General features: G+C 72.2%; 16 protein-coding genes and 2 pseudogenes. 7 read left to right on the forward strand and 11 right to left on the reverse strand.

What is annotated here, in order from left to right; all coding sequences use genetic code 11:
• Window positions 1–221: 221 nt before the first annotated feature.
• Window positions 222–1,133, reverse strand: a complete 912-nt coding sequence (locus SCK26_RS01320) for a glyoxalase (protein WP_318199350.1) — start codon at window positions 1,131–1,133, stop codon at window positions 222–224.
• A 555-nt stretch (window positions 1,134–1,688) separates the two neighbouring features.
• Between SCK26_RS01320 and SCK26_RS01325 the strand changes: the two genes are divergently transcribed.
• A complete protein-coding gene (locus SCK26_RS01325; RefSeq protein ID WP_318199351.1) occupies window positions 1,689–2,333 on the forward strand; it encodes a DUF1963 domain-containing protein in 645 nt (214 codons plus the stop codon).
• A 314-nt stretch (window positions 2,334–2,647) separates the two neighbouring features.
• Here the strand turns inward: SCK26_RS01325 and SCK26_RS01330 are convergent, their stop codons facing one another.
• Window positions 2,648–3,721, reverse strand: a complete 1,074-nt coding sequence (locus tag SCK26_RS01330) for an acyl-CoA desaturase (RefSeq protein ID WP_318199352.1) — start codon at window positions 3,719–3,721, stop codon at window positions 2,648–2,650.
• 500 nt (window positions 3,722–4,221) lie between these two features.
• Between SCK26_RS01330 and SCK26_RS01335 the strand changes: the two genes are divergently transcribed.
• Entirely contained in the window at window positions 4,222–4,662 is a 441-nt protein-coding gene (locus tag SCK26_RS01335) for a VOC family protein (RefSeq protein WP_318199353.1), read from the forward strand.
• Window positions 4,663–4,752: 90 nt separating this feature from the next.
• On the opposite strand, the gene SCK26_RS01340 is transcribed toward SCK26_RS01335, so the two are convergent.
• Window positions 4,753–5,289, reverse strand: a complete 537-nt coding sequence (locus tag SCK26_RS01340) for an isochorismatase family cysteine hydrolase (RefSeq protein ID WP_318199354.1) — start codon at window positions 5,287–5,289, stop codon at window positions 4,753–4,755.
• Between the two features lie 735 nt (window positions 5,290–6,024).
• Window positions 6,025–6,306: pseudogene (locus SCK26_RS01345) on the reverse strand (ATP-dependent DNA ligase); the annotation flags it as partial.
• Window positions 6,307–6,788: 482 nt separating this feature from the next.
• Between SCK26_RS01345 and SCK26_RS01350 the strand changes: the two are divergent.
• Both SCK26_RS01350 and SCK26_RS01355 read left to right on the forward strand, forming a co-directional pair.
• Entirely contained in the window at window positions 6,789–9,557 is a 2,769-nt protein-coding gene (locus SCK26_RS01350) for a M4 family metallopeptidase (protein ID WP_318199355.1), read from the forward strand.
• Between the two features lie 196 nt (window positions 9,558–9,753).
• Entirely contained in the window at window positions 9,754–11,196 is a 1,443-nt protein-coding gene (locus tag SCK26_RS01355) for a DUF4157 domain-containing protein (RefSeq protein ID WP_318199356.1), read from the forward strand.
• Between the two features lie 111 nt (window positions 11,197–11,307).
• Here SCK26_RS01355 and SCK26_RS01360 read toward each other — a convergent pair whose 3' ends face one another.
• The 3 genes from SCK26_RS01360 to SCK26_RS01370 all read right to left on the reverse strand — a co-directional run bounded on the left by SCK26_RS01360 (window position 11,308) and on the right by SCK26_RS01370 (window position 15,543).
• On the reverse strand, window positions 11,308–12,513 hold the full coding sequence (locus tag SCK26_RS01360) for a DUF2201 family putative metallopeptidase (protein WP_318205886.1): 1,206 nt from the start codon (window positions 12,511–12,513) through the stop codon (window positions 11,308–11,310).
• A 152-nt stretch (window positions 12,514–12,665) separates the two neighbouring features.
• Window positions 12,666–13,949 carry a MoxR family ATPase gene (locus tag SCK26_RS01365; protein WP_318199357.1) on the reverse strand — a complete coding sequence of 428 codons (1,284 nt, stop codon included), beginning with the start codon at window positions 13,947–13,949 and terminating at the stop codon, window positions 12,666–12,668.
• Between the two features lie 109 nt (window positions 13,950–14,058).
• A complete protein-coding gene (locus tag SCK26_RS01370; protein ID WP_318199358.1) occupies window positions 14,059–15,543 on the reverse strand; it encodes a hypothetical protein in 1,485 nt (494 codons plus the stop codon).
• A gap of 262 nt (window positions 15,544–15,805) precedes the next feature.
• Here SCK26_RS01370 and SCK26_RS01375 point away from each other — a divergent pair, with 262 nt between their 5' ends.
• Window positions 15,806–16,771, forward strand: coding sequence for a serine protease (locus tag SCK26_RS01375; protein WP_318199359.1), 966 nt, complete (start codon window positions 15,806–15,808; stop codon window positions 16,769–16,771).
• A 251-nt stretch (window positions 16,772–17,022) separates the two neighbouring features.
• Window positions 17,023–17,871 carry an alpha/beta fold hydrolase gene (locus SCK26_RS01380; RefSeq protein ID WP_318199360.1) on the forward strand — a complete coding sequence of 283 codons (849 nt, stop codon included), beginning with the start codon at window positions 17,023–17,025 and terminating at the stop codon, window positions 17,869–17,871.
• 50 nt (window positions 17,872–17,921) lie between these two features.
• On the opposite strand, the pseudogene SCK26_RS01385 reads toward SCK26_RS01380, so the two are convergent.
• From SCK26_RS01385 to SCK26_RS01395, 3 genes and pseudogenes are all read right to left on the reverse strand, one after another.
• A pseudogene (locus SCK26_RS01385) lies at window positions 17,922–18,707 on the reverse strand (DUF5995 family protein); the annotation flags it as partial.
• A gap of 181 nt (window positions 18,708–18,888) precedes the next feature.
• On the reverse strand, window positions 18,889–19,359 hold the full coding sequence (locus tag SCK26_RS01390) for an ATP-binding protein (protein ID WP_318199361.1): 471 nt from the start codon (window positions 19,357–19,359) through the stop codon (window positions 18,889–18,891).
• A 363-nt stretch (window positions 19,360–19,722) separates the two neighbouring features.
• A complete protein-coding gene (locus SCK26_RS01395) occupies window positions 19,723–20,376 on the reverse strand; it encodes a TetR/AcrR family transcriptional regulator (RefSeq protein WP_318199362.1) in 654 nt (217 codons plus the stop codon).
• Window positions 20,377–20,503: 127 nt separating this feature from the next.
• Here SCK26_RS01395 and SCK26_RS01400 point away from each other — a divergent pair, with 127 nt between their 5' ends.
• Complete coding sequence (locus tag SCK26_RS01400; RefSeq protein ID WP_318199363.1) at window positions 20,504–21,466, forward strand: alpha/beta hydrolase; 963 nt, start codon at window positions 20,504–20,506, stop codon at window positions 21,464–21,466.
• 405 nt (window positions 21,467–21,871) lie between these two features.
• On the opposite strand, the gene SCK26_RS01405 is transcribed toward SCK26_RS01400, so the two are convergent.
• On the reverse strand, window positions 21,872–22,075 hold the full coding sequence (locus tag SCK26_RS01405) for a cold-shock protein (RefSeq protein WP_037864303.1): 204 nt from the start codon (window positions 22,073–22,075) through the stop codon (window positions 21,872–21,874).
• Window positions 22,076–22,248: the final 173 nt, after the last annotated feature.

Here is a 22,248-nt window from a genome sequence, read left to right on the forward strand (position 1 = left end):
CCCCTGGGCCAAGGACTCGGAGCACAAAGCTAGGCAGAAGCGCACGCTCTGACAAGAGGTCAGGTGACACTGCTCTCGGGATTCGTCGCCGGGGGCGCGCCGGCCTCGTGCTCGATGGCGGCTCCGGTCGCACAGGCGCGATGCCCGGATGCGACCCCGGTCGTACGGAGGATGTGCCTCCGAGTGCGACTCGAGGATCGGCCGCCGGCTGTCCTCGGACGTCAGTGCGTCGTGTGCAGTTCGGCGACGTATCCGCCCGGGAACCGCACCGTCGCGGTGGAGCGGCCTTCGGCGGTGTACGGCCCCCACAGCACCTTCGCGCCCGCCGCCTCGGCCTTGTGCAGCGTGGCCGCGAGGTCGTGCACCGCGTAGCCGGTGGTCTCCCGGCCGAACGGGTAGGGAAGGTGGCCGTCGGTGACGCTGACGACGGTGTTGCCGAACGGGGAGCGCAGGGCGATGCGCCGGTACGTCCGCCCGGGCAGGCCGATGTCGCCGGCGTCCGCCGACCGCTGGTCGGAGACGATGCGCCCTCCGGTGAACCGGAGGTAGGAGCCGAGGAACCCGTCCACCGAGTCCGGTGTCAGGTAGACGCGGTTGTCCGGCACGGTCTCCAGCGGCGCGTACGACGGGGCTTCGGTGTGCCAGTACAGCTGGGCGTTGACGCCGCCGGGGAACTGGACGACCGCGTCCCGCCCGATGGGATCGTCAAAGGGTGCCACGACGACCTGCGCCCCACTCTTGCGGGCCTGCCGGACGCCCAGGTCGAGGTCGCGCACGAGCCAGCCCGTCCGCTCGGTGCCGAACGGATACGGCACGGGCGTCTTGAAGTCGAAGACGGACAGGGTGCCGACGGGCGAGTGGACCAACTCGGACTCGGTACTGCTGGGCGTCGGGGTGACGGTCGTGACGGCCTTCGCGGTGTGTGTGCCGCCGAAGGTCGCCTCCCAGCTCACGACGAACTCGTCCACGTCGCCCGGGGTCACGTAGACGTGCGTGGTGTCGTACTGGGGGCCGACCGCCGTGGTCGTAGCCGCGGCCCGTTCGTTCCGGGCCGAGGACGGCGCCCCGGAACCCACCACGCTGAGCGCCACCAGTAACGCGGGCAGCGCCCATGCCATCGCCTTGCGCTTCATTGCCGTCCCTTTCCGTCGAAGCAGATGGACCGAACGGTAAGGAACGGCACCGGCCGCGAGGCCGCCGTCAGCGCCCCGGGTGTTGCCCGTAAGTGAACAGGCCGGCCCGCACGATGCCCCCTCGGGCCTGCCACGGCCTCTACGAGCCTCACCACCACCACGCGGGTCCCGGCTCGCCGGAGATCCCGCGGCCGGGTCCTGGGCTGTCGGCTCGAGTGCGGCGGCGTGGACCAGGGCGAGCAGGTCGCGATGGCGGTAGAGGAACGCGCGGTCCGCGCCGGTTTCCCGTGCGATGGCCGAGACGCTGACCGGTTCAGCCGCTCCCGGCGGCGAAGCAGGTCAGCGTGGCGTCCACTCCGATGGCCCTGGGCACGTACTCGGAGTCGAGCAGCCCTTGAGCCTGGCGCCGGACGGGGCTCCCATGGGGGAGGCGGTGACCGGGTCGACCGCTGCGCGCCGCCGTTCCCGGCCGGCCCGGTAGTACGACTGAGCAGTGGAGAGTTCGCGGTGGCCCATCAAGTCCGCGATGTCATCGGTGTGGCTTAGAGTCCGGCCATGACGACTCTGATGATCGACGCCGGCCCGGCTTCGCCGGACTCGCCACTGACCCGGACCGGTGGAGTGCCCCTGGCTCCCGCTGGCACCGAATGGCCGTGCTGCGCTTCGTGCGAGGGTCCCATGCAGTTCCTCGCCCAGGTTGTCCTGAACAACCTTGATGCGGGGGCCTCGGAGAGCAAGCTCGGAGTCCTTGCCTTGTTCGCCTGCCAGAACGACCCAGGCATGTGTAGCGACTGGGAGCCGGCCTCGGGAGGAAACCGCGCCCTGCTCTTCCCACTGGATGGCCTCGAGCCGCTGCCCCGCCCCGATGGTGCCGAGGAAGCCCTGCTCGTACTCGGCGCGGTCCGCGCCGTCGAGCCGCACCAAGAGCCCGGGGACGATTATCACCTGGCCCGCGAAGCCTGGGCGGCGAGAAGTGATCGTCCTGAATCCTCGGTGCTCGGGCAACTCGGAGGGGACCCCGCTTGGATCCAGGGCGATGAGACCCCCTCCTGCCCCTCGTGTGCCGACACGATGCCGTTCGTCGTTCAGCTTGAGGAAGGACCGGATCACAGCACCGCCATGAACTTCGGCGGCGCGGGCTGCGCATACGCGTTCGCCTGTGCGCCGTGCGGCCGTGCGTCGCTCCTGTGGCAGTGCTGAGTCTCGGCGACCACTGATTCGACCGCGCTCAGCCGCATGTGCCGATCACCTGTCCCGGCCTGCCGGAGCCCGGGCCGAACTGCATGCCGGTGCCCGGTCGGTGACTACTGCGACGGCAGCCCACGGCCGGCGACAGCCACGTCGTCGGGGGCCTGGTCCGTCTTCGGCCGGTTCGACGCGGTCGGCACCGCGAACGGCGGCCGGTCTTCGCCCGGGTCGTCGGCGTACGCCTTCCGCCTCGCCGCCGGTCAGGCAGGAGGTCCCGGTGCCCTCGGCGGGCTGTGGGGCCGGGTCGCCGTGCACGGGTGCCGCGGTCAGGGGGCCGTCCTGCGCTGCCGCCTGATCGGCTCCCCCACCCGGTGCAGGTGCGCCAAGGCCTCGCGGTAGGAGCGGATCAGACCGGTCTCGTGGTACGGCACACCGATCTCGGCGCAGTACGCGCGCACGATGACCTGGGCCCGGCGCAGATGCGGGGTGGGCATGCTCGGGAAGAGGTGGTGCTCGATCTGGTAGTTGAGCCCGCCGAGCAGCACATCGGTGAACCGGCCACCACGGACGTTGCGGGAGGTGAGGACCTGGCGGCGCAGGAAGTCGGGCCGCTCGTCGCCGCTGATCGTGGGCATGCCCTTGTGGTTCGGGGCGAAGGTGCAGCCCAGGTAGACGCCGAAGAGGCACTGGTGCACGGCGAGGAACGCGACCGCCTTGCCGGGCGGCAGCAGCAGGAACAGCGCCGAGACATAGGCGGCGAGGTGCAGCAGGAGCAGCGCGGCCTCCGGTGTGCGGTGCTTCATGGACGGTGAGCGCAGCGCGCGCAGGCTCGCGACGTGCAGGTTGAAGCCCTCCAGCGTCAGCAGCGGGAAGAACAGCCATGCCTGGTGACCGCCGATGAAGCGGGCCAGGCCGCGGCTGTCGCGGGCCTGGGCGGTGGACCACACCAGGATGTCCGGGGCGACGTCCGGGTCCAGTTCCTCGTGGTTGGGGTTGGCGTGGTGACGGGTGTGCTTGTTCATCCACCAGCCGTAGCTCATGCCGATCCCCAGATTGCCGAAGAGCCGGCCCCACGTCTGGCTCGGCCGGCTGCGTCGGAACACCTGGCGGTGGGCCAAGTCGTGGGACACCAGGGCCGTCTGGCCGTACATCAGCGCGAGGAAGGCGGCCACCGCGAGCTGCCACCAGCTGTCACCGAGCGTGAGGAACGCTCCCCAGCCCGCCGCCGTCAGTGCGACGACCAGCCCGAGCCGCACCGCGTAGTAGCCGGGGCGGCGCCGCATCAGTCCCGCCTCGGTGATGCGCCGGGACAGCCGGGAGAAGTCACTCCCGGCGCCGGGATCACGGGAAGGACCGGCGGGTGTCATGGTCGGGGCCAGAGGCTGTGCGGAAATCGTCATACCGTCGAGTCTCGGCGTGCCCGGCTGTGCGGGACAGCCAGCCAGATACCGATTCGAACCGGGGGATTACCCCAGGGTCACCCGGGGTGGTGCCACCACATCAGCCCCGTGACGTGGGTCTTTACCGAAGACGACGTTCCGGTGCCGCATACCGGGAGCGGACGCTCGGACTTCCACCCGGTGCACCGGCCGGCAACCGGCGAGGAGTCCGAGGAAGGCCGTGAAGGCCGCTCGCCTCAAGTGCGCCGAGGCCCGTGCGCGGGCCGGGCGGGCCGTATTGCGGGACGGCGTCGAGCGCGGATGTGATCAGCACGGGCGGCGCGGTGGCCGGCGACTCGTGCGCCACCGCACGTGCCGCCCTCTGGATCTGCCGCGAGGGCGGAGCCGGAAGCGGACCTCCGGATCTCGGCCCGTTCACGGGTGTCGGGACTGGGCCGCCGGCTCCGTCCCCGGTATACCGGTGGCCTCGAAGAGCCGCGCGACGCAGAGGGAGAACCGCCATGACGCTTCAGCGGATGGACAACGTCGGGATCGTTGTCGAGGACTTGGACGCCGCTGTCGCCTTCTTCTCCGAACTGGGCATGGAGGTGGAGGGCAAGGCGCGGATCGAGGGCCTCTTCGCGGATCAGGCCGTCGGACTCGACGGAGTGCGCAGCACCATCGCCATGATGCGGACCCCGGACGGCCACGGCAAGCTGGAGCTCGCGCAGTACCACTCCCCCGCGGCGATCGGCGACGGGTCGCACACCCCGTCGCCGAACACGCTGGGCCTGCACCGGATCATGTTCGCCGTCGACGACATCGACGACACCATCGCCCGCCTGCGCGCCCGTGGCGCCGAACTGATCGGCGAGGTGGCGCGGTACAAGGACATCTACCGCCTCTGCTACCTCCGCGGCCCCTCGGGCATCATCCTCGCCTTGGCCGAACAGATCAGCTGACGGCCCCGGGGACAGGGAACGGGTCTTGGAGAGAGGAGATCACGCCCTCCTGCCCGGAGTCGCGGTGGCGAAGCCGAGGGCGGCCGGACCTCACTTCCACAGGTCCTCGCTCCTGCACACGCGTGCGCCCATGTTCCGCTCCATCATTTGTAGTGCGGCCTGGGCGAGGTCCTCGTGAATGTGCGCTACGGCGTCCTCGGGAACGATCACTTCGAAGTGACGGATGTGGGCGTCGAGTGCCGAGTAGAGCACGCACTGCTCGGTCACCTGCCCGGTGAGTACCAGCTGGTCGATGTTCTGCTGTCGCAGGAGGTACTCCAGGGGGGTTTCGAAGAAGACCGAGTGGCGGGCCTTCAGCACGAAGAGGGAGTCTCCGTCGGGCTTCAAGGGATCCACCAGAGAGCCGTGTGGGCCGTTCAGAGCCTCCTGAAGCAACTCACCGTGGTGTGATCGCCACTCACCGAAGTTGTCGTTCACGTAAATCACCGGTACGGAGAGGTCTCGCGCGCGCCGCAAGAGGTCCGTCACGACCGGGACGACCGTCCGAGCCGAGGGAAGCAGCAGGTCGGCGTCCTTGTGGCCGTAGGTGTTGATCATGTCGATGACCAGCAGTGCAGTTTTACTCACGTCCACCGGGTTCCCAGTTTGCGCTCATGCCTCCGCTGTTTGCTCCATTCGGCGGTGACTCGGTGATCGTCGCCGTGGACGACGTGGTCGGCGCACCCTCCGCCCGCCCTGCCACGGAACCGCCCCCGCCGCCCAGCGGCCCTCTCGACCCACACCGCAGATCACCCCGCCGACCGACCTGATGACCGGCGCCGACGACCTCTTCGAGCTTGCCCTGATGACACAACCGAGTCAGCTCCGTCCAGCCTAGAGCGTGCCCCTCGTGCGGGTGAACGCGCGGGCGCAACGGCACGGCAGCGGGAGGGCTCACGTCGATCATGGGCGTCACCTACCTCAAGGAGTGCTCATGGGTCTACCCGTCATCGGCGGATTGATCGACAGCGTGATCGGCATCGTGACTGGCACGGTGGCCGGCATCCTGCCCCAGGTGCTGGCCCTCGCGAGCGGTCTGGGCGTACCGGTGTGAGTGCCGTGGGTATGCCGTAACAGCTCCACGTCTTTGACCGAGGTCCTACTCCGAAATCGGGGCAGGGCCTCGTCAATCGAGCGGGCGCCGGGAACGCGCCCTGATCCACGACGTGAAGGACGCGTCGAGAACTTCGGTGGCGAAGCGGGATTCGAGCCGTGCGCGCCTGTCCCGGTAGGGCACTGGCATGAGGTCGGTGCCGGCTGATTCAGGACGTCGAAGGTGATCAGGTAGGCGGGGTGCTCCACGGCGGCCTGCTCGGCGCTGCGGCCTCGGCGGCGGGCGCGGTGCTGGAGTGCGCCGAAGTCCAGCCACCCCGCACGGGGGACGACCAGCTCGCCGTCCAGGGCGAGGCTGTCGCCGAGGGCCCTGGCCGCCGCGGGAATAACAGGGAAGGACCCGGTCAGGTCCGTGCCCTGGCGGGACCGCACCATCACCAGGTCACTCCGGGCGAAGACGATGGCACGGAGCCCGTCGGGCTTCTGCTCTGCGAAGCTGCCTCCGGGCAGGTCATCGACCGGCGGCAGCTGGTGTCGGGCCTCAGCGAGCATCGGCTCGATGGGAGGAGTCAGGGGCACACCGACCGGCCACGGCCGCGGTCGCCGCCGTTTCCTGGCGCTTCCTACCGAAGGTGCCTGGCGCTTCCCGGCCGAGGCCGCGAGCACACCGCGGCACAAGAACCACCGCTCCGGCCACTGCCTGGGTATGCTCCAGCCGCAGCACCGTCAGCCTCATGAGCTGCCGGACATCCCGACGTGGCTCTGGTCCCGGCCCGTAACCGGTCGGCCGAATGTCGACGCTCGCCGCTCCGCCCTCATTGCTGCCCCGGCTCATCCTCGCTTCGATGACCTACTGCCGGGGCGCTGCGCCGCCGGCGCCACCGACAAGTGGGGGGTTGGAAACGGTGCGTCACGATGCGAGAGCGGGGAGCAGACCAGGAGGCAGAGGCCGCGAGGGTGGCCGCGGAGCGCGGCTGGGCGGCTTAGCGGGTGCGGCGGCGCTGACGGGCGTCGCCGCACTCGTCGTCGGGACGTTGCCCGCCGTCGCCGTGACCGGGACGGTGCCCCCGCGGGCGCCGGGCCAGGTGGTTCCCGCACCGGACACGGACACTCCGGCCCTGGTCCAGGGCATCCGGGAGCCGGCACCGGCCAAGGTCGGCGCCGCGGACGCCGCCCGCGCCTACCTGGACGGCAAGCGCGAGCGGTACCGGATATCCCACGCGGAGCGCGACCTGGTGCCCGGGGCGGTCACCGCGTCGCAGGGGCGGGAGACCGTCCGGCTCCAGCAGCGTCACCGCGGCGTGCCGGTGCTGGGCGGCCAGTACGTCGTCCGGATGGAGAAGCAGGACGGCCGACGGGTCGTCACCGGCACCTCGGGCAAGTACTTCACCGGTCTGACCACCGGCACGACGGCCGAGGTGGACGGGGAACTCGCCGTCGAACGGGCCGTCTCCCGGGTCCTCGACGACCTCGACGGCCGGCGTCTCGCCAAGGCACCGCGCGAGGGCGAGGAGGAGGAGTCGCCGCTGCGCGGCACCGACCGCGGCCTGGTCGTCGTACCCAAGGGCAGCGGCGTGCTCACCCGGCACGTCACCGTCCACGGCACCGACCCCGCGAACGGAACCCCCGTGCTGCAGGAGGTGTACGTAGACGCCCACGCCGGTTATCCGGTCCTGCAGTACAGCGGTATCAAGACGTTCGGTGCCCCGGACCAGAGCGCCGCAGGGCCTTCGGCCCGGGACGCCGTACCGGCGGAGCCGGCCGGACCGCCGGCCTCGGCCGGTGAGGAGCAGGGCAGCGGAGTGAGACTGGACGGCACGACGGTCGGCCTGGGAGTCGTCCACGACGACGAACGCGGCCTCTACCTGCTGCGCGACGACGACCGCATTCCCGACGACGAGTACACCGACCGCTTCCTGGCGACCTATGACGCGCGGGACCTGATGGTGGGTGACGTGAGCGGCCAGTGGCCGCCGGGCCTGGCGGAATTCACCTCCTCCTCGAAGGAGTTCAGCGCCGAGGTCACCGGGAGCGGTGGCGTCGACGCGCACTGGGCCGCCGCCCGGGTCTACGACTACTACCGGGACCGGCACGGCAGGAACAGCCTCGACGGCCACGGCATGAGCATCGACTCGCTGGTGGGCGTGACCCAGTACGGGCAGCCGTACGTCAACGCCTTCTGGGACGGCCAGAAGATGGTCTACGGCGGCGGCGACGAGGAGTACCTGCCGCTGTCCGCCGCCCTGGACGTCGTCGGGCACGAGATGACGCACGGCGTCATCGAGCACTCGGCGAACCTCGTCTACGCCGGTCAGTCCGGAGCGATGAACGAGGCGATCGCCGACTACTTCGGCAACGCCATCGAGGCGGACGTGTACGGCCTGCCCGCGGACGACCCGGATTCCGGCCTGCTCGGCGAACGCCTGTGCCGGACCAAGAGCCCTCGCGACTGTGCCGTGCGCGACCTCGGGGACGGGCGGACCACCACCGGCTCGTTCCTCGGTCTGGACTTCCTCAACGACAACGGCGGCGTCCACCACAACGCGACCATCTTCGGTGGCGCGCTCTGGGACGCGCGGGAAGGACTGGGCGCGGGGCTCGCCGACCGGATCGTCTACCGGGCACTGACCGAGTACCTCACCCCGCTCGACGGCTTCACCGAGGGCCGGGCCGCGGTGCTCGCCGCCGCCAAGGACCTGGGCGCCTCGGCGCACGATCTGAAAACACTGCGCCGCGCCTTCACGGCCCACGGCATCGTGCCCGGCTGGGAACTGGCCCTCGGTGCGGACTCCGAGCCGCTCCTGGACCGGATCAACACCACCGGAACCGGCCTGGGCGCCGGCGGCGGCTGGTGGACGGCCGCCAAGTCCGACGAGGACGGCTCCGAACCGTACTCCGTGTGGGCCGGACGCGCCGACGGCAAGTCCCCGCCCAGGCTCATGAGTCCCAACGACGGCCGGTACCACGTCAATCCGGCGACCGACGGCAAGACGGTGGTCTGGCAGGCGTACGGGCCCGGCGGCGTGGAGGTCCTCGCCAGGCCGCTCGCGGGCGGACCGGTGAAGAAGCTGTGGTCCGGCCGCAGCGGAGGAAGCGTCACGGACGTCGACGGGGACGTGGTCGCCTTCAGTTTCGCGAACGTGGGCGGACGGTCGGCGGTGGCCTACCTGAGCCTGAAGGACCCGGCGAACGTCGTCACGTTCGGCGGAGGCACCTACCGGCGGGCGTACGCGCCCTCGGTCAGCGGCGGCAAGGTCTTCTTCCGCGTGTGGCAGCGCGTGGCGCTCACGCGCGCCGTGTACGAATGGCGGATGACCGTCGTCGACGTGGCGACGGGCGAGTCCACGGTGGTCCAGCAATACCCGAACACGGTGAGCCTCGGCCCGACGGCCGTCAACGGCACGCACCTGTTCTGGCTCCTCTCCGGCACGGCCGAGGAGACGGACGCGAAGACGGCCGTGCGGCGCGCCGCCCTCGACGGCTCCGACGCGGTCGACCTCAGCCCGGAGACCGGGCCGGACGCCTTGTACGCCTACGACATGACCGTCTCCGAGGACAGCGCCACGGTCCTCGCCTACGACCCGGACGGCGGTCTCACCAACGAGGCGACTCCCAAGCTGCACCAGTTCGCGAGCGCCGGTGTTCCGGGCGCGCCGGGAACCTACAAGGGCCGTGTCTCCTGCAACCGCGGCGCGCAGACGCACCCCGCGGCGGTCGCCGGCAGCCAGGCGGTGTGGCTGGACTCGACGACGGGCACCACCGACGTGGTCACGCGTAAACGGCCGGCCGGCCGCTGCGGCTGACCGCCGGGACGGGTCACAGCCGGGGACCGGCGCGAGACCGGGACGATCCAGGGCATCGCCGGCACGTGCCGGCGATGCCCGCCGTCCGCGTCACGAGGCGCCGGAACCGCATCGTGGCCGTACGCCCCTCGCCCGGAACCGGCTGCACAGGGTATGCAGGAGCACAGCGAACTGCCGGCCCTACGAACGGAACCCCATGCGCGCGCAAGACCCGATGAAGAGCGAGAAGCAGCCGCAGCGTTCCGCCACAAACGTGGCCGCGCGGCCGGAAGGCCCGGTGCCCGGTGCGCTGCTCAGGCTGCAGCGCACCGTCGGCAACACCGCCGTCGTCCGTATGCTCCAGCGGGACGGGCACCGGCACGGCGCGGGCTGCGGCCACCAACGGCCCACGGCGGAGCCTGTGCAGCGCTCCGCCGTGCACGCCGTGTTGCGCACGCCGGGCAATCCGCTGGACGAACCGCTGCGCCAGGAAATGGAGTCCCGCCTCGGCGCCGACTTCTCCGACGTCCGCCTGCACACCGGCTCCGCGGCCCGCGCCTCCGCCGCCGAGGTGGGCGCGCGTGCCTACACCTCCGGCAGCCATGTCGTCCTCGGCGACGGCGGCGGCGACAAGCACACCCTCGCCCATGAGCTGACGCACGTCATCCAGCAGCGCCAGGGACCGGTGGCCGGTACGGACAACGGGTCGGGACTGAGCGTCTCCGACCCCGGCGACCGCTTCGAGCGCGAGGCCGAGGCCAACGCCGTCCGGGTGATGCGGCGGACCCCCGAGCAGAGCGCCCGGCACACCCCGGACCCTCGAAGTGGTCCCGTGCAGCGCGAAACCGACGCCGTGGCCCGGCGCTCGGCGCGCGGTTCCGACGCGACGACCCTCCAGCGCTTCTCCGAGGTCACCACCGCGGAGTTGGGGCGCGCACGGATCTCGGAGAACGGCCTCTATCTCATGACCGTCGATCCCGGGGCGGACACCACCGTCATCTGGGTCGCGGAGGGCGCCCCGGCGCCCCGGTACTGCTCGCCGACCGGGGAGAGCGGGGAGATCGCGGGGCGCACGTACGCGGAGTACGAGCCGCAGACGTCCTTCCTCGCGGACTGTGCCCACACCGCCGAGGAGATCATGCACCAGCAGCGGCTGGCCCTGGGGCAGGACGCCAGTGAATTCGCCCTGGGCGGCCACCAGTTCGGCCTGGGTGACGAGGAGAACGCGCAGGGCGCCACAGCGTACGCGAACGCCAGGCCCGGCGGCCCGCACGCGAACGGCGAGGAGCGGCCGGCCCCCGGCCAGGCGTTCGCCATCGTGGAGACCGCGTGGCACGGGAATTACGAGCGGCCCGACAACGCCAGCGGGTGGCCGTACCACGTGGCGGCGGTGGTCGCCGAGGACGGTGACGACCGCATCACCGTGGAGCAGGCCGCGGACGGCAACGACGCTCGGGCCCGGCAGGGGCACGAGGGCATCGTCGACATGTATACGTCGGGCACGGACCCGACCAACGGACAGGCGCTGCCGCGCAGCTTCCACGGGCGCAACACCGGCGGTCCGGTGCAGCACTTCTCGGTCGGCGCGATCACCGTCATCCTCCAGCCGATCAACGTGGGTGCGCTCAGAAGGGAGACCGGCCGCCGCAAGCTCATGTGACCCGCCCCCCATGCGACCTGAACGCCATGACGCAGTGGACCGCGACGTGCTCCGCCGATGCGGCTTCACCGCCTCCGCTCCCGCCGGCGGTTCCGCGTCACCGCTCCTGCCTCAGCCGATGGTGACGACCCGGGCCCAGGGCGGCGGGGTGTCCGGGGCGTAGTCCGGGTCCTCCTCGTGCACGTCGCGGGCGGGACGGGGGAAGAGACCGACGACGGTACGGCAGGGCGGCTGTGCGGAGGGCCACGGTGTCTGGCCGTCCGTCAGGGCGACGATCACGTCCGGGCGCGGCCGGGAGCGGAGCGCCCGGGCGAAGCCGGAGCGCAGGTCGGTGCCTCCGCCGCCGACCAGTTCGATGTTCTCGGCACGGCAGAGCGGTACGGCGATCCCGGCCGCCGCGTCGCAGGAGATCACCGACACCAGGTCGCGCCGACCGCCCACCGCCCGCGAGATCGCCGCCACCTCCAGCAGCGCGCTGCCCAGCTCGGTGTCGCTCACCGACCCGGAGGTGTCGATCACGACGCAGACCCGGGGCGGCGTACGGCGCAGGCTCGGCAGCACCACTTTGGGGACGGACGCCGAGCGCCGGGACGGACGCCGGTAGCTGTGGTCCTCACCCGCTCCCGGCGCACCCGCTGCCGAGCGGACCGCCGCCCCGAGCAACTGCCGCCACGGCTGCGGCGGATGGAACGCCTCGTCCGCCCACCGGCGCCAGCCCTCGGGCGCGTCGCCCGGCTTGCCCTTGATCCCTTCCGCCACCCGGAAGCGGACCGCGTCGCGCTGCTGCCTGGTCAGCCCGTGGGCCCCGTCGGGCCCCGGCTCCCACGGCCGCTCCTGGCCGTCGGCACCGCTGCCGCAGTCCAGCCAGGCCAGGTCCGCGGCGAGAGAGGACGTCGACGCCGAACGCAGGTACTCCTCCATCAGCAGCCCGTCGGGCAGCCGCAGCAGCGACGGCAGCGCCGCTCCGGCGGGCAGGGGCAGGCCGTCGCCGTAGATGTCGTCGTTGATCTCGAAGTCGGCGGCGATGTTCCGCCGCAGCCGCTCGCCCGGCCCGTACTCCTCGTGCTCCCGCGCATACCGCTCGCCCCGCCCGTGGTGGTCGCGGAGCAGATGGGAGACCTCGTGCACCCAGACGCCCGCCAGCTCCTCCACCGGGGTGCGCGCCACGAAGCCGGGCGAGACGTAGCAGCGCCAGTGCGCGTCCACCGCCATCGTCGGAACCGACCGGTCCGCCACGATGCGCAGCGCGAAGAGCGCGTCGGCCAGATAGGGACGGACCCTCACCGCGTGCAGCCTCGCGGCCAGCAATTTCTCCATGTCCAGCGGAAGACCGGGCCGGCCGCCCGGTCCGCCGGATCCGGCCGGCGGCTGCGGCGGGGCGGCCCGCACCGGGCGCGGCGCCGGGGGCGGGGACAGGGGGCGCGGCAGCGGGCGCGGGGACGCGGACACGGAGTCCCGCATGGGCCCCGTCATCGGCGTACACCCGTCGCACGCCCGGTCTCGGCCGCCGTGGCCCTGCCCACCGACCGGTCCGCGCGCCGGACGAGACCGACCACTCCGGCCAGCCGCTCCACCGCCTCCGGCACCTGCCAGTCGTCACGCCGCAGCGCGGCCAGCGTCCTGGCCGGGGCGACCAGCAGGTCCGGAGTGCCGGTCTCCATGGCCCGGACGAGCACCGACCAGGCCGCCTCCCACCGCTGCCGCTCCGGGCGTGCCCCGACGGCGGCGACCACCGCCTCCAGCGCCGCCTGGCGCAGATCGCCCCGCTCGGGGAGTTCGGCGGAGGCCGGTTCGGCGAGCAGCGTCTCCGGGTCCGGCAGGTCCATACGGTCCAGGTGGGCGAGGAGTTCCAGCCCGGGGCCGTCTCCCACCGCGCCCCGCACCAGCAGCGCCAGCACCTCGCGGGAGGCGGAGGCCGCCGTCCCGAAGGCCAGCAGGGTCAGCGCGGCCTGCCAGCTGCGGGGCGAGGGCCAGGCACCGCCGCGCCGCGTCTCGGTGCTCGGCAGCCGGTGGATCAGCGTCGGCCGGACCCGCAGGAAGCCGCAGACCGCGCGCCGGGCGAAGGCCACCGCCTCCGGCAGCCGCTCGGGCGCCAGCCGGGGCAGCTGCGCACGAGGCCAGACCCCGCCCAGCCCGCGCACCACCACGTCCCGGTCGTGCACCCAGTGCAGGTGGACGAACCGGTTGGCCAGCGGCGGGCTCAGTTCCCATCCGTCCGCCGCCGACGCCCGTGGGTTGGCGGCAGCCACGATCCGCACGCCGGGCGGCAGTTGCAGCGCTCCGACCCTCCGTTCCAGGACCACCCGGAGCAGGGCGGCCTGGACGGCCGGAGTGGCGGTGGACAACTCGTCCAGGAAGAGCAACCCCCGCCCGGCCCGCACCAGTTCCACGGCCCACTGCGGCGGTGCCATCGGCACCCCTTGCACCGCCGGGTCGTCGCCCACGACGGGCAGCCCGGAGAAGTCGGACGGCTCGTGGACGCTGGCGATCACGGTCGTCAGCGGCAGGTCGAGGGAGGCGGCGAGCTGGGTCAGGGCAGCGGTCTTGCCGATGCCCGGCTCGCCCCAGAGCAGCACGGGCAGGTCGGCCGCGACGGCCAGGGTGAGCGCGTCGAGCTGTTCGTCGGGGCGCGGCTCGGTGGTGGTGGTCCGCAGGAGGGTGAGGAGGTTGTCGGCGAGGGCCAGCTGGGCGCCGGTTTCCGAGGCGTCGGCGGCAGCGGGGGCGGGCTCGGACAGAAGGGTGCTGAGGGACATGGGCATCACCTGGGTGGGAGAAGGGAACGGCGACGGGACGGCCCGTTCCTGAGGACATGAGGGCGTACGGCGCCGAACGCGCGGTACCGGTGCGGGACTTACGCGGAGGTCAGCAGGTCAGGCCGGTGCGGGGCCGGCCGCGGCCGGCGCGCTTGCGGCGCGTCTCGGCAGGCGTACGGCGGTCGAGCCGGGGACGGCGGTCCGCCGCCGTGTGCTTTCCGCCCGCGGCGGTCCCGCCGTCCGCCGCGCCGGCCGCGGGGTGCACGGCGACCAGCCCCGAGCGGAAGAGCCCGTGGTCGACGCGGCGCTCCGCGGCCGACTCCAGTTCCTTCCGCAGCGGCCCGTCGCGCAGGACCGCGGCGGGACCGAGCAGACCCTCGACCACGGCCAGGGCCCCGGCGACGTCACCGTGACGGAGCCGCTCGCGGACCGCGGGCAGTGCCTCCGGGGTGCGGTGCACCGCGTCGATGGCTCGCAGGCAGGGCAGCGCCGGCCCGCCGAGCGCCACCAGCAACTCCTCCCTGCGCAGTTCGGCCGGGTCGTGATCGACCGCCGCCAGCACCCCGTTCCGCAGCGCGATCCGGTGGACCTCGCCCCGGCATGCCACCCGGTGCGGGTCACCGGGCTCGGCGGCCGGGCCGGACACCGCCGCGGGGCCGGACACCGGCAGCGCCGCGGCGACCAGTGGATGCAGCCGCTCGGCCGTGACGAGCCCGGTCCGCAGCAACTCCAGGTCCGGCAGGACCCGGGCCGCCGCCTCCGGCAGCACCGGAAGCGCCGCGGCCTCCTGCGGTGGCAACGCCTCCCGCAGCGGCCGGAACGACGGGGCGTGGCTGTCGTCCGGGGCGACGAGTTCGAGGACGGCGCGGCTTCGGGCAGCGAGCCGTACGGTGAACGCCCCGCGCGGGCGCCCCTCGGCCCGCAACAGCAGTTCCGCCTCGGCGGCCCAACGCCCCAGCGCCCACGGGGCGTCGGGTCCGGCGGCCGGGTCCGGCGGAGCGGACCGACCGCGCCCGCCGGGCAGGTCGGGCGGTGCCGTGATTGGTGCTCCGTACGCGCCGCACCGCGACGCCAGTTCGCCGCTCCGGCCGGCGTCCCAGAGATGCCGGTGCAGGTCGAGCCGGAAACGCCGGTCGGGATGCGGATGCGGGTGGTGCCGAGGTGCGCCGTTCGCAGACCCCTCCCACAAGGCAAGGGACATCCGCTGTCCGGCGTCCGCCCAGGCCGGTGGTGTCCGCACCACCAGTTCCAGTGGCAGGGCGCCGGAATTTCGGTAACGGGCCAGCGAGAGGGTGAGGCCGGGCCTGAGTCGCCCGTCGGGAGCGATGCGGGGCATGTGCCAGCGGAGCAGATCCGGCGACAGCCGCCGTAGATCCGCACGGAGGCGGTGGACGAGGTCGGTGCCGTGGCGGTCGCGCACGGCGCGCAGATCGAGATCGACATCGATCCGGGCGGCGGCGCAGGCCCCCGCCCAGTCACCGACCGCACGCCGTGCGGTCGCGGTCTCGATCATGGACGGTGGCACGGCGTACTCACGCACGCGCTGCCACATCAACAGGCGGGACGGAAACTCGTTCGCGAAGTGATGTGCCATCAGCCATCACCTTGCGCGGACGATTCCCCCAATCCGTACGAGGAGAAGTTCATCATCACAGGCATCGTAACCACTCCGACGACGATCTGTCTCTCCTTATCCTCGCCCGCACGCCCGGCCAGCCGCACTCCGGCCCCGGTTCTCCCCCGTACGAAGGAAGGGCTGGCCACACCCCCGACCGACCCGTTGCCCGGATGGTGGCGCATGCCTCGGACCACGAGGCTGAACGCATACGGATCCACCAAGCAAAAGGGAATCCTCTGTGTTCAGCTTCGAGCCGTCGCGCCGCCGTACCGTCCGCACCGCCGCAGTCGGCGCTCTCGCCGCCGCGGCCTGCGTCACCGTTCTGGCCGGCAGTGCCGAGGCCATCGTCAACGGGTCGGACTCCACCGAGAGTTACCCGTTCATGGCGGTCATCCCGGCCTCGGCCCCGGACCAGGGTCTACGTGACGGGAACTGCGGGGCATCGCTGATCGATCCGCAGTGGGTGCTGACGGCGGCCCACTGCGTGCGGGTCGAGGGCCTCAAGCCGGCCGGCATCGTGCGGGTCGGCAGTGACCACCGCAAGTCCGGCGGCACCGTACGGAAGATCGACCGCACCTTCGTCCACCCCGGCTATGTGAACGGCGACGACAAGGCCGCCAACAAGAACGACATCGCACTGATACGCCTGGACCGTCCGGTCGCCCAGCGGCCCATCAAGATCGCCGAGCAGGCGGGGCCGCCTGGCACACCGACCCGGCTCCTGGGCTTCGGCACCACCGTCGACAACGAGTTCGAGTTCCCGGACCGGTTGCGGGAACTGAGCACCCGCAGGGGCGCCGAGTCCGAGTGCGCGCCCGGCTACGCGGACCGGACCCGGCTGTGCACGATCACCACCGTGCCCAAGGCCATGGCGTGCTTCGGGGACTCCGGCGGACCGCAGGTCCACAAGGGCCGGGACGGCCGCTGGGAGCTGATCGGCGTCACCTCGGGTCCCGGCGCTCCGAAGGTTCCGTGCTCCGAGGGCCCCGGCCTCTACACCAGCGCGCCCGCCTACGCGGGCTGGATCCGCAAGACCATGAAGGCACACAGCGCTCCGTCGGCGGCGGCCGAGGGCTCCGGCCTGACCGAGACCGGCAACAGCGACGACACCGCGGCGATCACCGGCGCGGCCGCCGTGCTGGTCGCCGCCGGTGGCGGCACCGCCCTCGCAGTACGCCGCCGCAAGGCCCGTCGCACCGCCTGAGCGCAACCAGCGCGGCCCCGAGACGGCCACCGTGCCAGGGAGCCGGTGGACGAGGTGGCACGGGAGCACCGGGCGCGGCCGGAGGAGGCGTTCGCCGCCTTCGAACGGCTCCCTTCCGTACAGCGACGGGGATACCGCCGTACGCTTGCTCGCAGGAGGATCGACACGAGGCGGAGTCGGGTTCGGAGCGCGCGGGCGGGACCTGCCCGGCATGGCCGCGCCCCAGCGCCCGGACCGCCAGGAGGAGTTCAGTGCCGTACGCCACGACGCCGGACGGAACACGCATCGCCTACCAGGTCCAAGGCTCCGGATCCCCCTTGGTGCTGCTCGCGGGACAGGCCAACAACCACCGCTGGTGGGACGGGGTCCGCGGCGACTTCCACCCCGCCCGCACCACCATCACGCTGGACTACCGTGGCACGGGCGACAGCGACGCACCGCGGCTTCCGTACAGCACGTCGGTTTTCGCCCGTGACGTCGTCCGCGTCCTCGACGAACTCGGCATCGACCGAGCCGACGTCTACGGTACGTCGATGGGCGGCCGGGTCGCCCAGCAACTGGCCGTCCAGCACGCCGGGCGGGTCCGCGCCCTCGTCCTGGGCTGTACCTCACCCGGTGGCCGCCACGGCATCGAGCGCACCGACGACGTACGCCGTTCACTGGCCCACCCGGACCCTGCCGAGGCCCGGCACGCGTTGCTCCAGCTGATGTACACACCGGCCTGGCTCGCGGACAATCCGGGTCCCTTCCACACGCTCGGCGACCCCGCCATGACTCCGCACGCCCGGCGCGGCCATCTCTTCGCCAGCGACCGGCACGATGCCTGGGACGCGCTTCCCCGTGTGCAGGCCCCCACCCTGGTCCTGCACGGCAGTGACGATCGCCTCAACCCGACCGCGAACGCCTCCTTGCTCGCGGCACGCATCCCCGGTGCGCGGTCGCACGTGATTCCCGGTGCCCGGCACGCCTACTTCGAGGAGTTCCGCACCACGGCGTCCCCGCTGGTCCTCGACTTCCTCGATACGGGTACGGTCAAAGACCGAGGGTTCTCCATGGGTACGGTCGGCGCGAGCTCGCCGCCGGTACGCGTCCGGCAGTAGTCGTCGCGGATCCTCCGGTAACCGGGGACGCGGACCGTGCCCAGCAGTTGTGCCCATTGCGCGGCGTTCGTCTCGATCCCGCGGATGACGCGGTCGCGGGCGGCCTGGTCGGGAGCCTCGGCGAGCTGCCGCGCATGCTCCCACGCCTGGGCGCGCCAGGTGCGGAACAGCTGCTGGGCGGTAAGACCGGCGATGGGGTTCCAGCGGTCGTCGGCGAGGGCGACCAGCGGGTCGTAGCGACCGGCGACGTCCTGGACGGCTGAGCCGTAGGCCCGGTCCAGGACGGTCTGGAAACGGTCGTAATCGGGCTTGCGCGTGCCTCCTCCGGGACGGGTGAGGCCGAGGGCGGCCAGGACGTACGGCATGTCCCGCTGGATGTGCGCGTTGGCTCCCAGGAGCACGTCCTGCCCGGCGTTGACATCGGCCGTGCGCGCCGCCGTGAACGCCGCGTGCCAGGCGGCCGGGACGGGGCGCCCCGCGCGGTCGGCCTCGTAAGCGTCGAGGTACAGGTTGACGAAGCCGGTGTTGAGGCTGCCGGCGAGCCATGACGGTTCGTCGAAGGCGCCGCCGTCGGCGACCGCCGCCTCCAGCGAGCGCTCGAGGTGGACGTAGATGGCGGGGAAGGGCGCGCGGTGGTCGCAGCCCAGCCGGTCCCGGATCCCCTCCAGGGTGCGGCGCGCGTCCTGCACGCAGCGGATGACCGCGCCTTGGCACACCAGGTGTCCGGCCGGAACCGCGGCCGGCGCGGCGGCGGAGGCCGTGCCGCCGGCCAGGGCGACAACTCCCGCCATGGCGACGGCGATGAACGTACGGACTGCGCGCGGCCGACGGCCCATGCCCGCCCCTCCTCGTACTCCCCGGCGACAGAGATGCCCACCTACTGGAACGAGGCCGAGGGAGAGGAGGTTACGGCCGACAGGGCGACGCGAACACGCGGCGCGGACGGCGGCGCGGCGAAGCCGACCGAACGGTACCGAGGCGCAAGTCGCCCCGGGGCCTAGCCCCTCACGCGGCGTCTCAGCCGACCTGGTGGCCGGCCGCCTCCCCGTCTGGGTCGTCGGCCAGCATGACGACCGCCTTGATCCGTTTGCCCACCGGCTCGCGATGCACCTCGAAGCTCCGGCAGACGGCCATGACGATCTCCAGTCCGTGCTGCCCCACCCGTCCCGGATCGGCGGCTCGGGCGACCGGCATCACCGGATCGCTGTCCCACACCGTCACGTCCACGGCGCCGTCGCCGATCCCCAGCGTCAGCAGACAGGGGCCCGGAGCGTGTCTGAGGGCGTTGGTCACCAACTCGCTGACCACCAGCTGGACCATGCCCATCACACGGTCCGACACCGGAAGCCCGTGCACCGCCTGTACGTCCTCGAGGAAGGACCGGGCCAACTCGCGCGCCCCGGCGATCTCCTCGCTGCTTCCGAACGCCGCGGACACCTCTGCCGACGCCAGAGAGTCCCGGCCCTCGCCCTCTTCCGCCTGCACCATGTGGCCGCCTTGCCTGAGCATCTCAACCCGGACCGTCTGCCCCAACGGCCCGACTACAGACACGACGCACAGGTAATCCGAGAAGTTGCCCAGATCCGCTACACATCCGGAGAAACTGTCAGGGAATATCGACGGAAGCCGTGTCGGCGGCCGGGGTGCCCGGCCTGGCGCTCCGCGCCCGGAGTACCCGCCGCCCAGTCGGCGGGCGGCTGGGCGGGCCCGGTCCGCACGGCCGTACGTACCACCGGCCCTCCTCGCTCCGGTACGACCACATCGGCCTGCCCGGCCGCTGCTCGCGCACCAGGCCTCCGGCACCGGCCCCGCGGCAGCGCCGCGACCACGCGGCACGCGCGATCCGGCGCGTCAGGGGATCCGGGCCTCGATGTGGGCGAGTTGGGCGGCGAGGATCTCTTCGAACGCGGCGCGGCGGTCCGCTCCGAGCGGGCGGACGTCGCGGGCGAAGTGGGCCAGGGCGGGGAAGCGTTCGGGGTCGGCGCCGAGCACCGCGACGCGGAACTGCTCCATGCCCTGTTCGTACTCCTCCGGAGCGATGGCGCCGGCACCGGCCTCGGACGTGATCAGCGACGCGAGGAGGATCACGATGCGGTGATACCGGACCGGGACCTCCTCGTCGGGCAGGCCGGACGCGCGCAGGGCCTGCAGCAATTCCTCCATGACCAACCGGGATCCGGTGCCGCCGGACCCGTAGCGTCCCCATACCGCGGCGAGTTGGAGCTGCTCGCCGAAGGCCTCGCGCAGGCGCATGGCCAGGGCGGTGACACGCTGCTTCCAGTCGCCCGCCGGCCGGTAGCCCTCCATGGCGGCCAGCAGGACCCGGTCGGCGACCGCGCGCAGCAGTTCGGTCTTGTTGCGGAAGTGCCGGTAGAGGCTGGAGGAGTCGGTCCCGAGCGCTGCGGCGAGCTTGCGCACGCTGAACGACTCGGCGTCGCTCGTGCGCAGCAGTTCCGCCGCCGTGTCCAGGATCTCCTCGGTCGACCATCGCCTTCGGCCAGTCATCTCGCCCCTCTCATCCGAACTCATCCTACCTGTGCACTTGGTTATGCACGCACCGCGTGCATAATGGGGACAACGCACGGTCCGACCACAACGGCCCCGGCATCCGGCCGGGAGGGGAGAAGGACACATGAGCGAGACCACTACCGCGACACGGCCTCCGGAGCCCGACTTCTCGGCGATCACGGCCGAGGAACTCATCGCCTACCGCGACGCGGAGAACCGCTTCCGGGCCTCCGGCGCGGCGCGGGCGATCCTCGGTGAGCCGGACACCGGCGCCGCGATCGTCTGGCAGGAGATCGCGCTGCCCGGCCGCGACCTAACGGTCCGGGTCTACCGGCCGGCCCCGACGGGAGAAGCCGAAGCCGCGCCTCCGGCCGGCCTGCCGCTCGTGGTCCATGTCCATGGCGGCGGCTTCGTGGGCACGGCGGTGCAGTGCGACTGGACCAACAGCCACCTGGCCGCGAAACTGCCCGCCCTCGTCGTCTCGGTCGAGCACCGCCTCCTCGCCCCCGACAGCCCTCTCGCGAACGCCGCCGACGACGGCTGGGACGTGCTCCGGCACGTGGTCCGTAACGCCGCGCGGTGGGGCGCCGACCCGGCGCGCGCGGCCGTCTTCGGCGAGAGCTGTGGCGCGTTGATCAGCGCGCTGACGGCCATCCGGGCCAGGGAGGCCGACCTGGACCTCAAGGCGCAGGTGCTGGTCAACCCCGCGGTCGACGTGACCGAGACGATGTTCGACCATCCCTCGATCACCGAGTACGCGTACAGCCCGAGCCGGGCCCTGCCACAACTGCGGTTCGTCCAGCGGCTCGCCGTCCCGCCGGGAGCCGACGCCGGCGCACTCTCACCGCTGTACGCGGACGACCTGAGCGGGCTCGCCCCGGCGCTCGTGGTGGTGCCCACCCAGGACGCGCTGGCCGACCACGGCCGCCGCTATGCCGAGCGGCTGCGCGAGGCGGGGACGCCCGTGCGGCTTTCCGAGTACCCGGGAGCCAGGCACGCGTTCCTCACCATGCCCGGCGTGGAACCACAGGCCGAGGCCGCCCAGGCGGAGATCCTCGCGTTCCTCCGCACGGCCCTGGCCAAGTGACCCGGGAACGATGCGGCGCGGTCCCGGCGCGCGCATGACCGGCACCTACGGCACGAGGCCGCCGCCACTGTTCCGGAGGCCGTCGATCCGGGCGGCACCGTGTTCGCCGCCGGCGACTTCTGCGGCGACGGAGTGAACGAGGAACTCTTCGGCCGGGTCCTCGCGCCGCACCGCGCGGGTGCGGTCACCGAGACCTGAAGTGAGCCGCACCGCCGAGGGCCCGGTCCCGAGGCGGAGGAAGGCCGGAGGGGGCCCGGTTGATCGATGCCGGGCCCTCTCCTTCGTAGCCGGGACAGGACGTGAACCTGCGGCCTGTCGGTCGTGCGCCCAGCAAGCCGCCGAGCTGCTCCACCCCACGTCGGTGGTGCCGCTCCGCACAGGGCTTCCGCAGGCCGGCGGGAAATGTCAGCCGCGGACGATGTTCTCCGCCTGGGGGCCCTTCTGGCCCTGGGTCACGTCGAACGTGACCTTCTCGCCCTCGACCAGCTCGCGGTACCCGTTGCCGGAGATGTTCGAGTAGTGGGCGAAGACGTCCGGTCCGCCGCCGTCCTGGGCGATGAAACCGAAGCCCTTCTCGGAGTTGAACCACTTCACGGTGCCGCTGGCCATACTGCGTCCTTCGATCTTGCCGGGGGTGCCGGCCGGGATGAATAGCGGGATCCTCCACTGTGGGAAGACGCCCGGCGTCCGTTCTACCCCGCCCAGGGCCCCGTCATACGATCATCCGCCCACAAGTCGGATGCGGTCTGATCCGGCAGACGACGCGGACCCGCGCGACGACC

The sequence above is a fragment of the Streptomyces sp. SCL15-4 genome, from assembly GCF_033366695.1.
Lineage (GTDB): Bacteria > Actinomycetota > Actinomycetes > Streptomycetales > Streptomycetaceae > Streptomyces.

Coding starts and splice junctions, on each gene's coding strand:
- SCK26_RS01320 (WP_318199350.1), bottom strand. CDS start 1,133: ATGAAGCGCAAGGCGATGGCATGGGCGCTGCCCGCGTTACTGGTGGCG.
- SCK26_RS01325 (WP_318199351.1), top strand. CDS start 1,689: ATGACGACTCTGATGATCGACGCCGGCCCGGCTTCGCCGGACTCGCCA.
- SCK26_RS01330 (WP_318199352.1), bottom strand. CDS start 3,721: ATGACGATTTCCGCACAGCCTCTGGCCCCGACCATGACACCCGCCGGT.
- SCK26_RS01335 (WP_318199353.1), top strand. CDS start 4,222: ATGACGCTTCAGCGGATGGACAACGTCGGGATCGTTGTCGAGGACTTG.
- SCK26_RS01355 (WP_318199356.1), top strand. CDS start 9,754: ATGCGCGCGCAAGACCCGATGAAGAGCGAGAAGCAGCCGCAGCGTTCC.
- SCK26_RS01360 (WP_318205886.1), bottom strand. CDS start 12,513: ATGGAGAAATTGCTGGCCGCGAGGCTGCACGCGGTGAGGGTCCGTCCC.
- SCK26_RS01365 (WP_318199357.1), bottom strand. CDS start 13,949: ATGTCCCTCAGCACCCTTCTGTCCGAGCCCGCCCCCGCTGCCGCCGAC.
- SCK26_RS01370 (WP_318199358.1), bottom strand. CDS start 15,543: ATGGCACATCACTTCGCGAACGAGTTTCCGTCCCGCCTGTTGATGTGG.
- SCK26_RS01390 (WP_318199361.1), bottom strand. CDS start 19,359: ATGGTGCAGGCGGAAGAGGGCGAGGGCCGGGACTCTCTGGCGTCGGCA.
- SCK26_RS01395 (WP_318199362.1), bottom strand. CDS start 20,376: ATGACTGGCCGAAGGCGATGGTCGACCGAGGAGATCCTGGACACGGCG.
- SCK26_RS01400 (WP_318199363.1), top strand. CDS start 20,504: ATGAGCGAGACCACTACCGCGACACGGCCTCCGGAGCCCGACTTCTCG.
- SCK26_RS01405 (WP_037864303.1), bottom strand. CDS start 22,075: ATGGCCAGCGGCACCGTGAAGTGGTTCAACTCCGAGAAGGGCTTCGGT.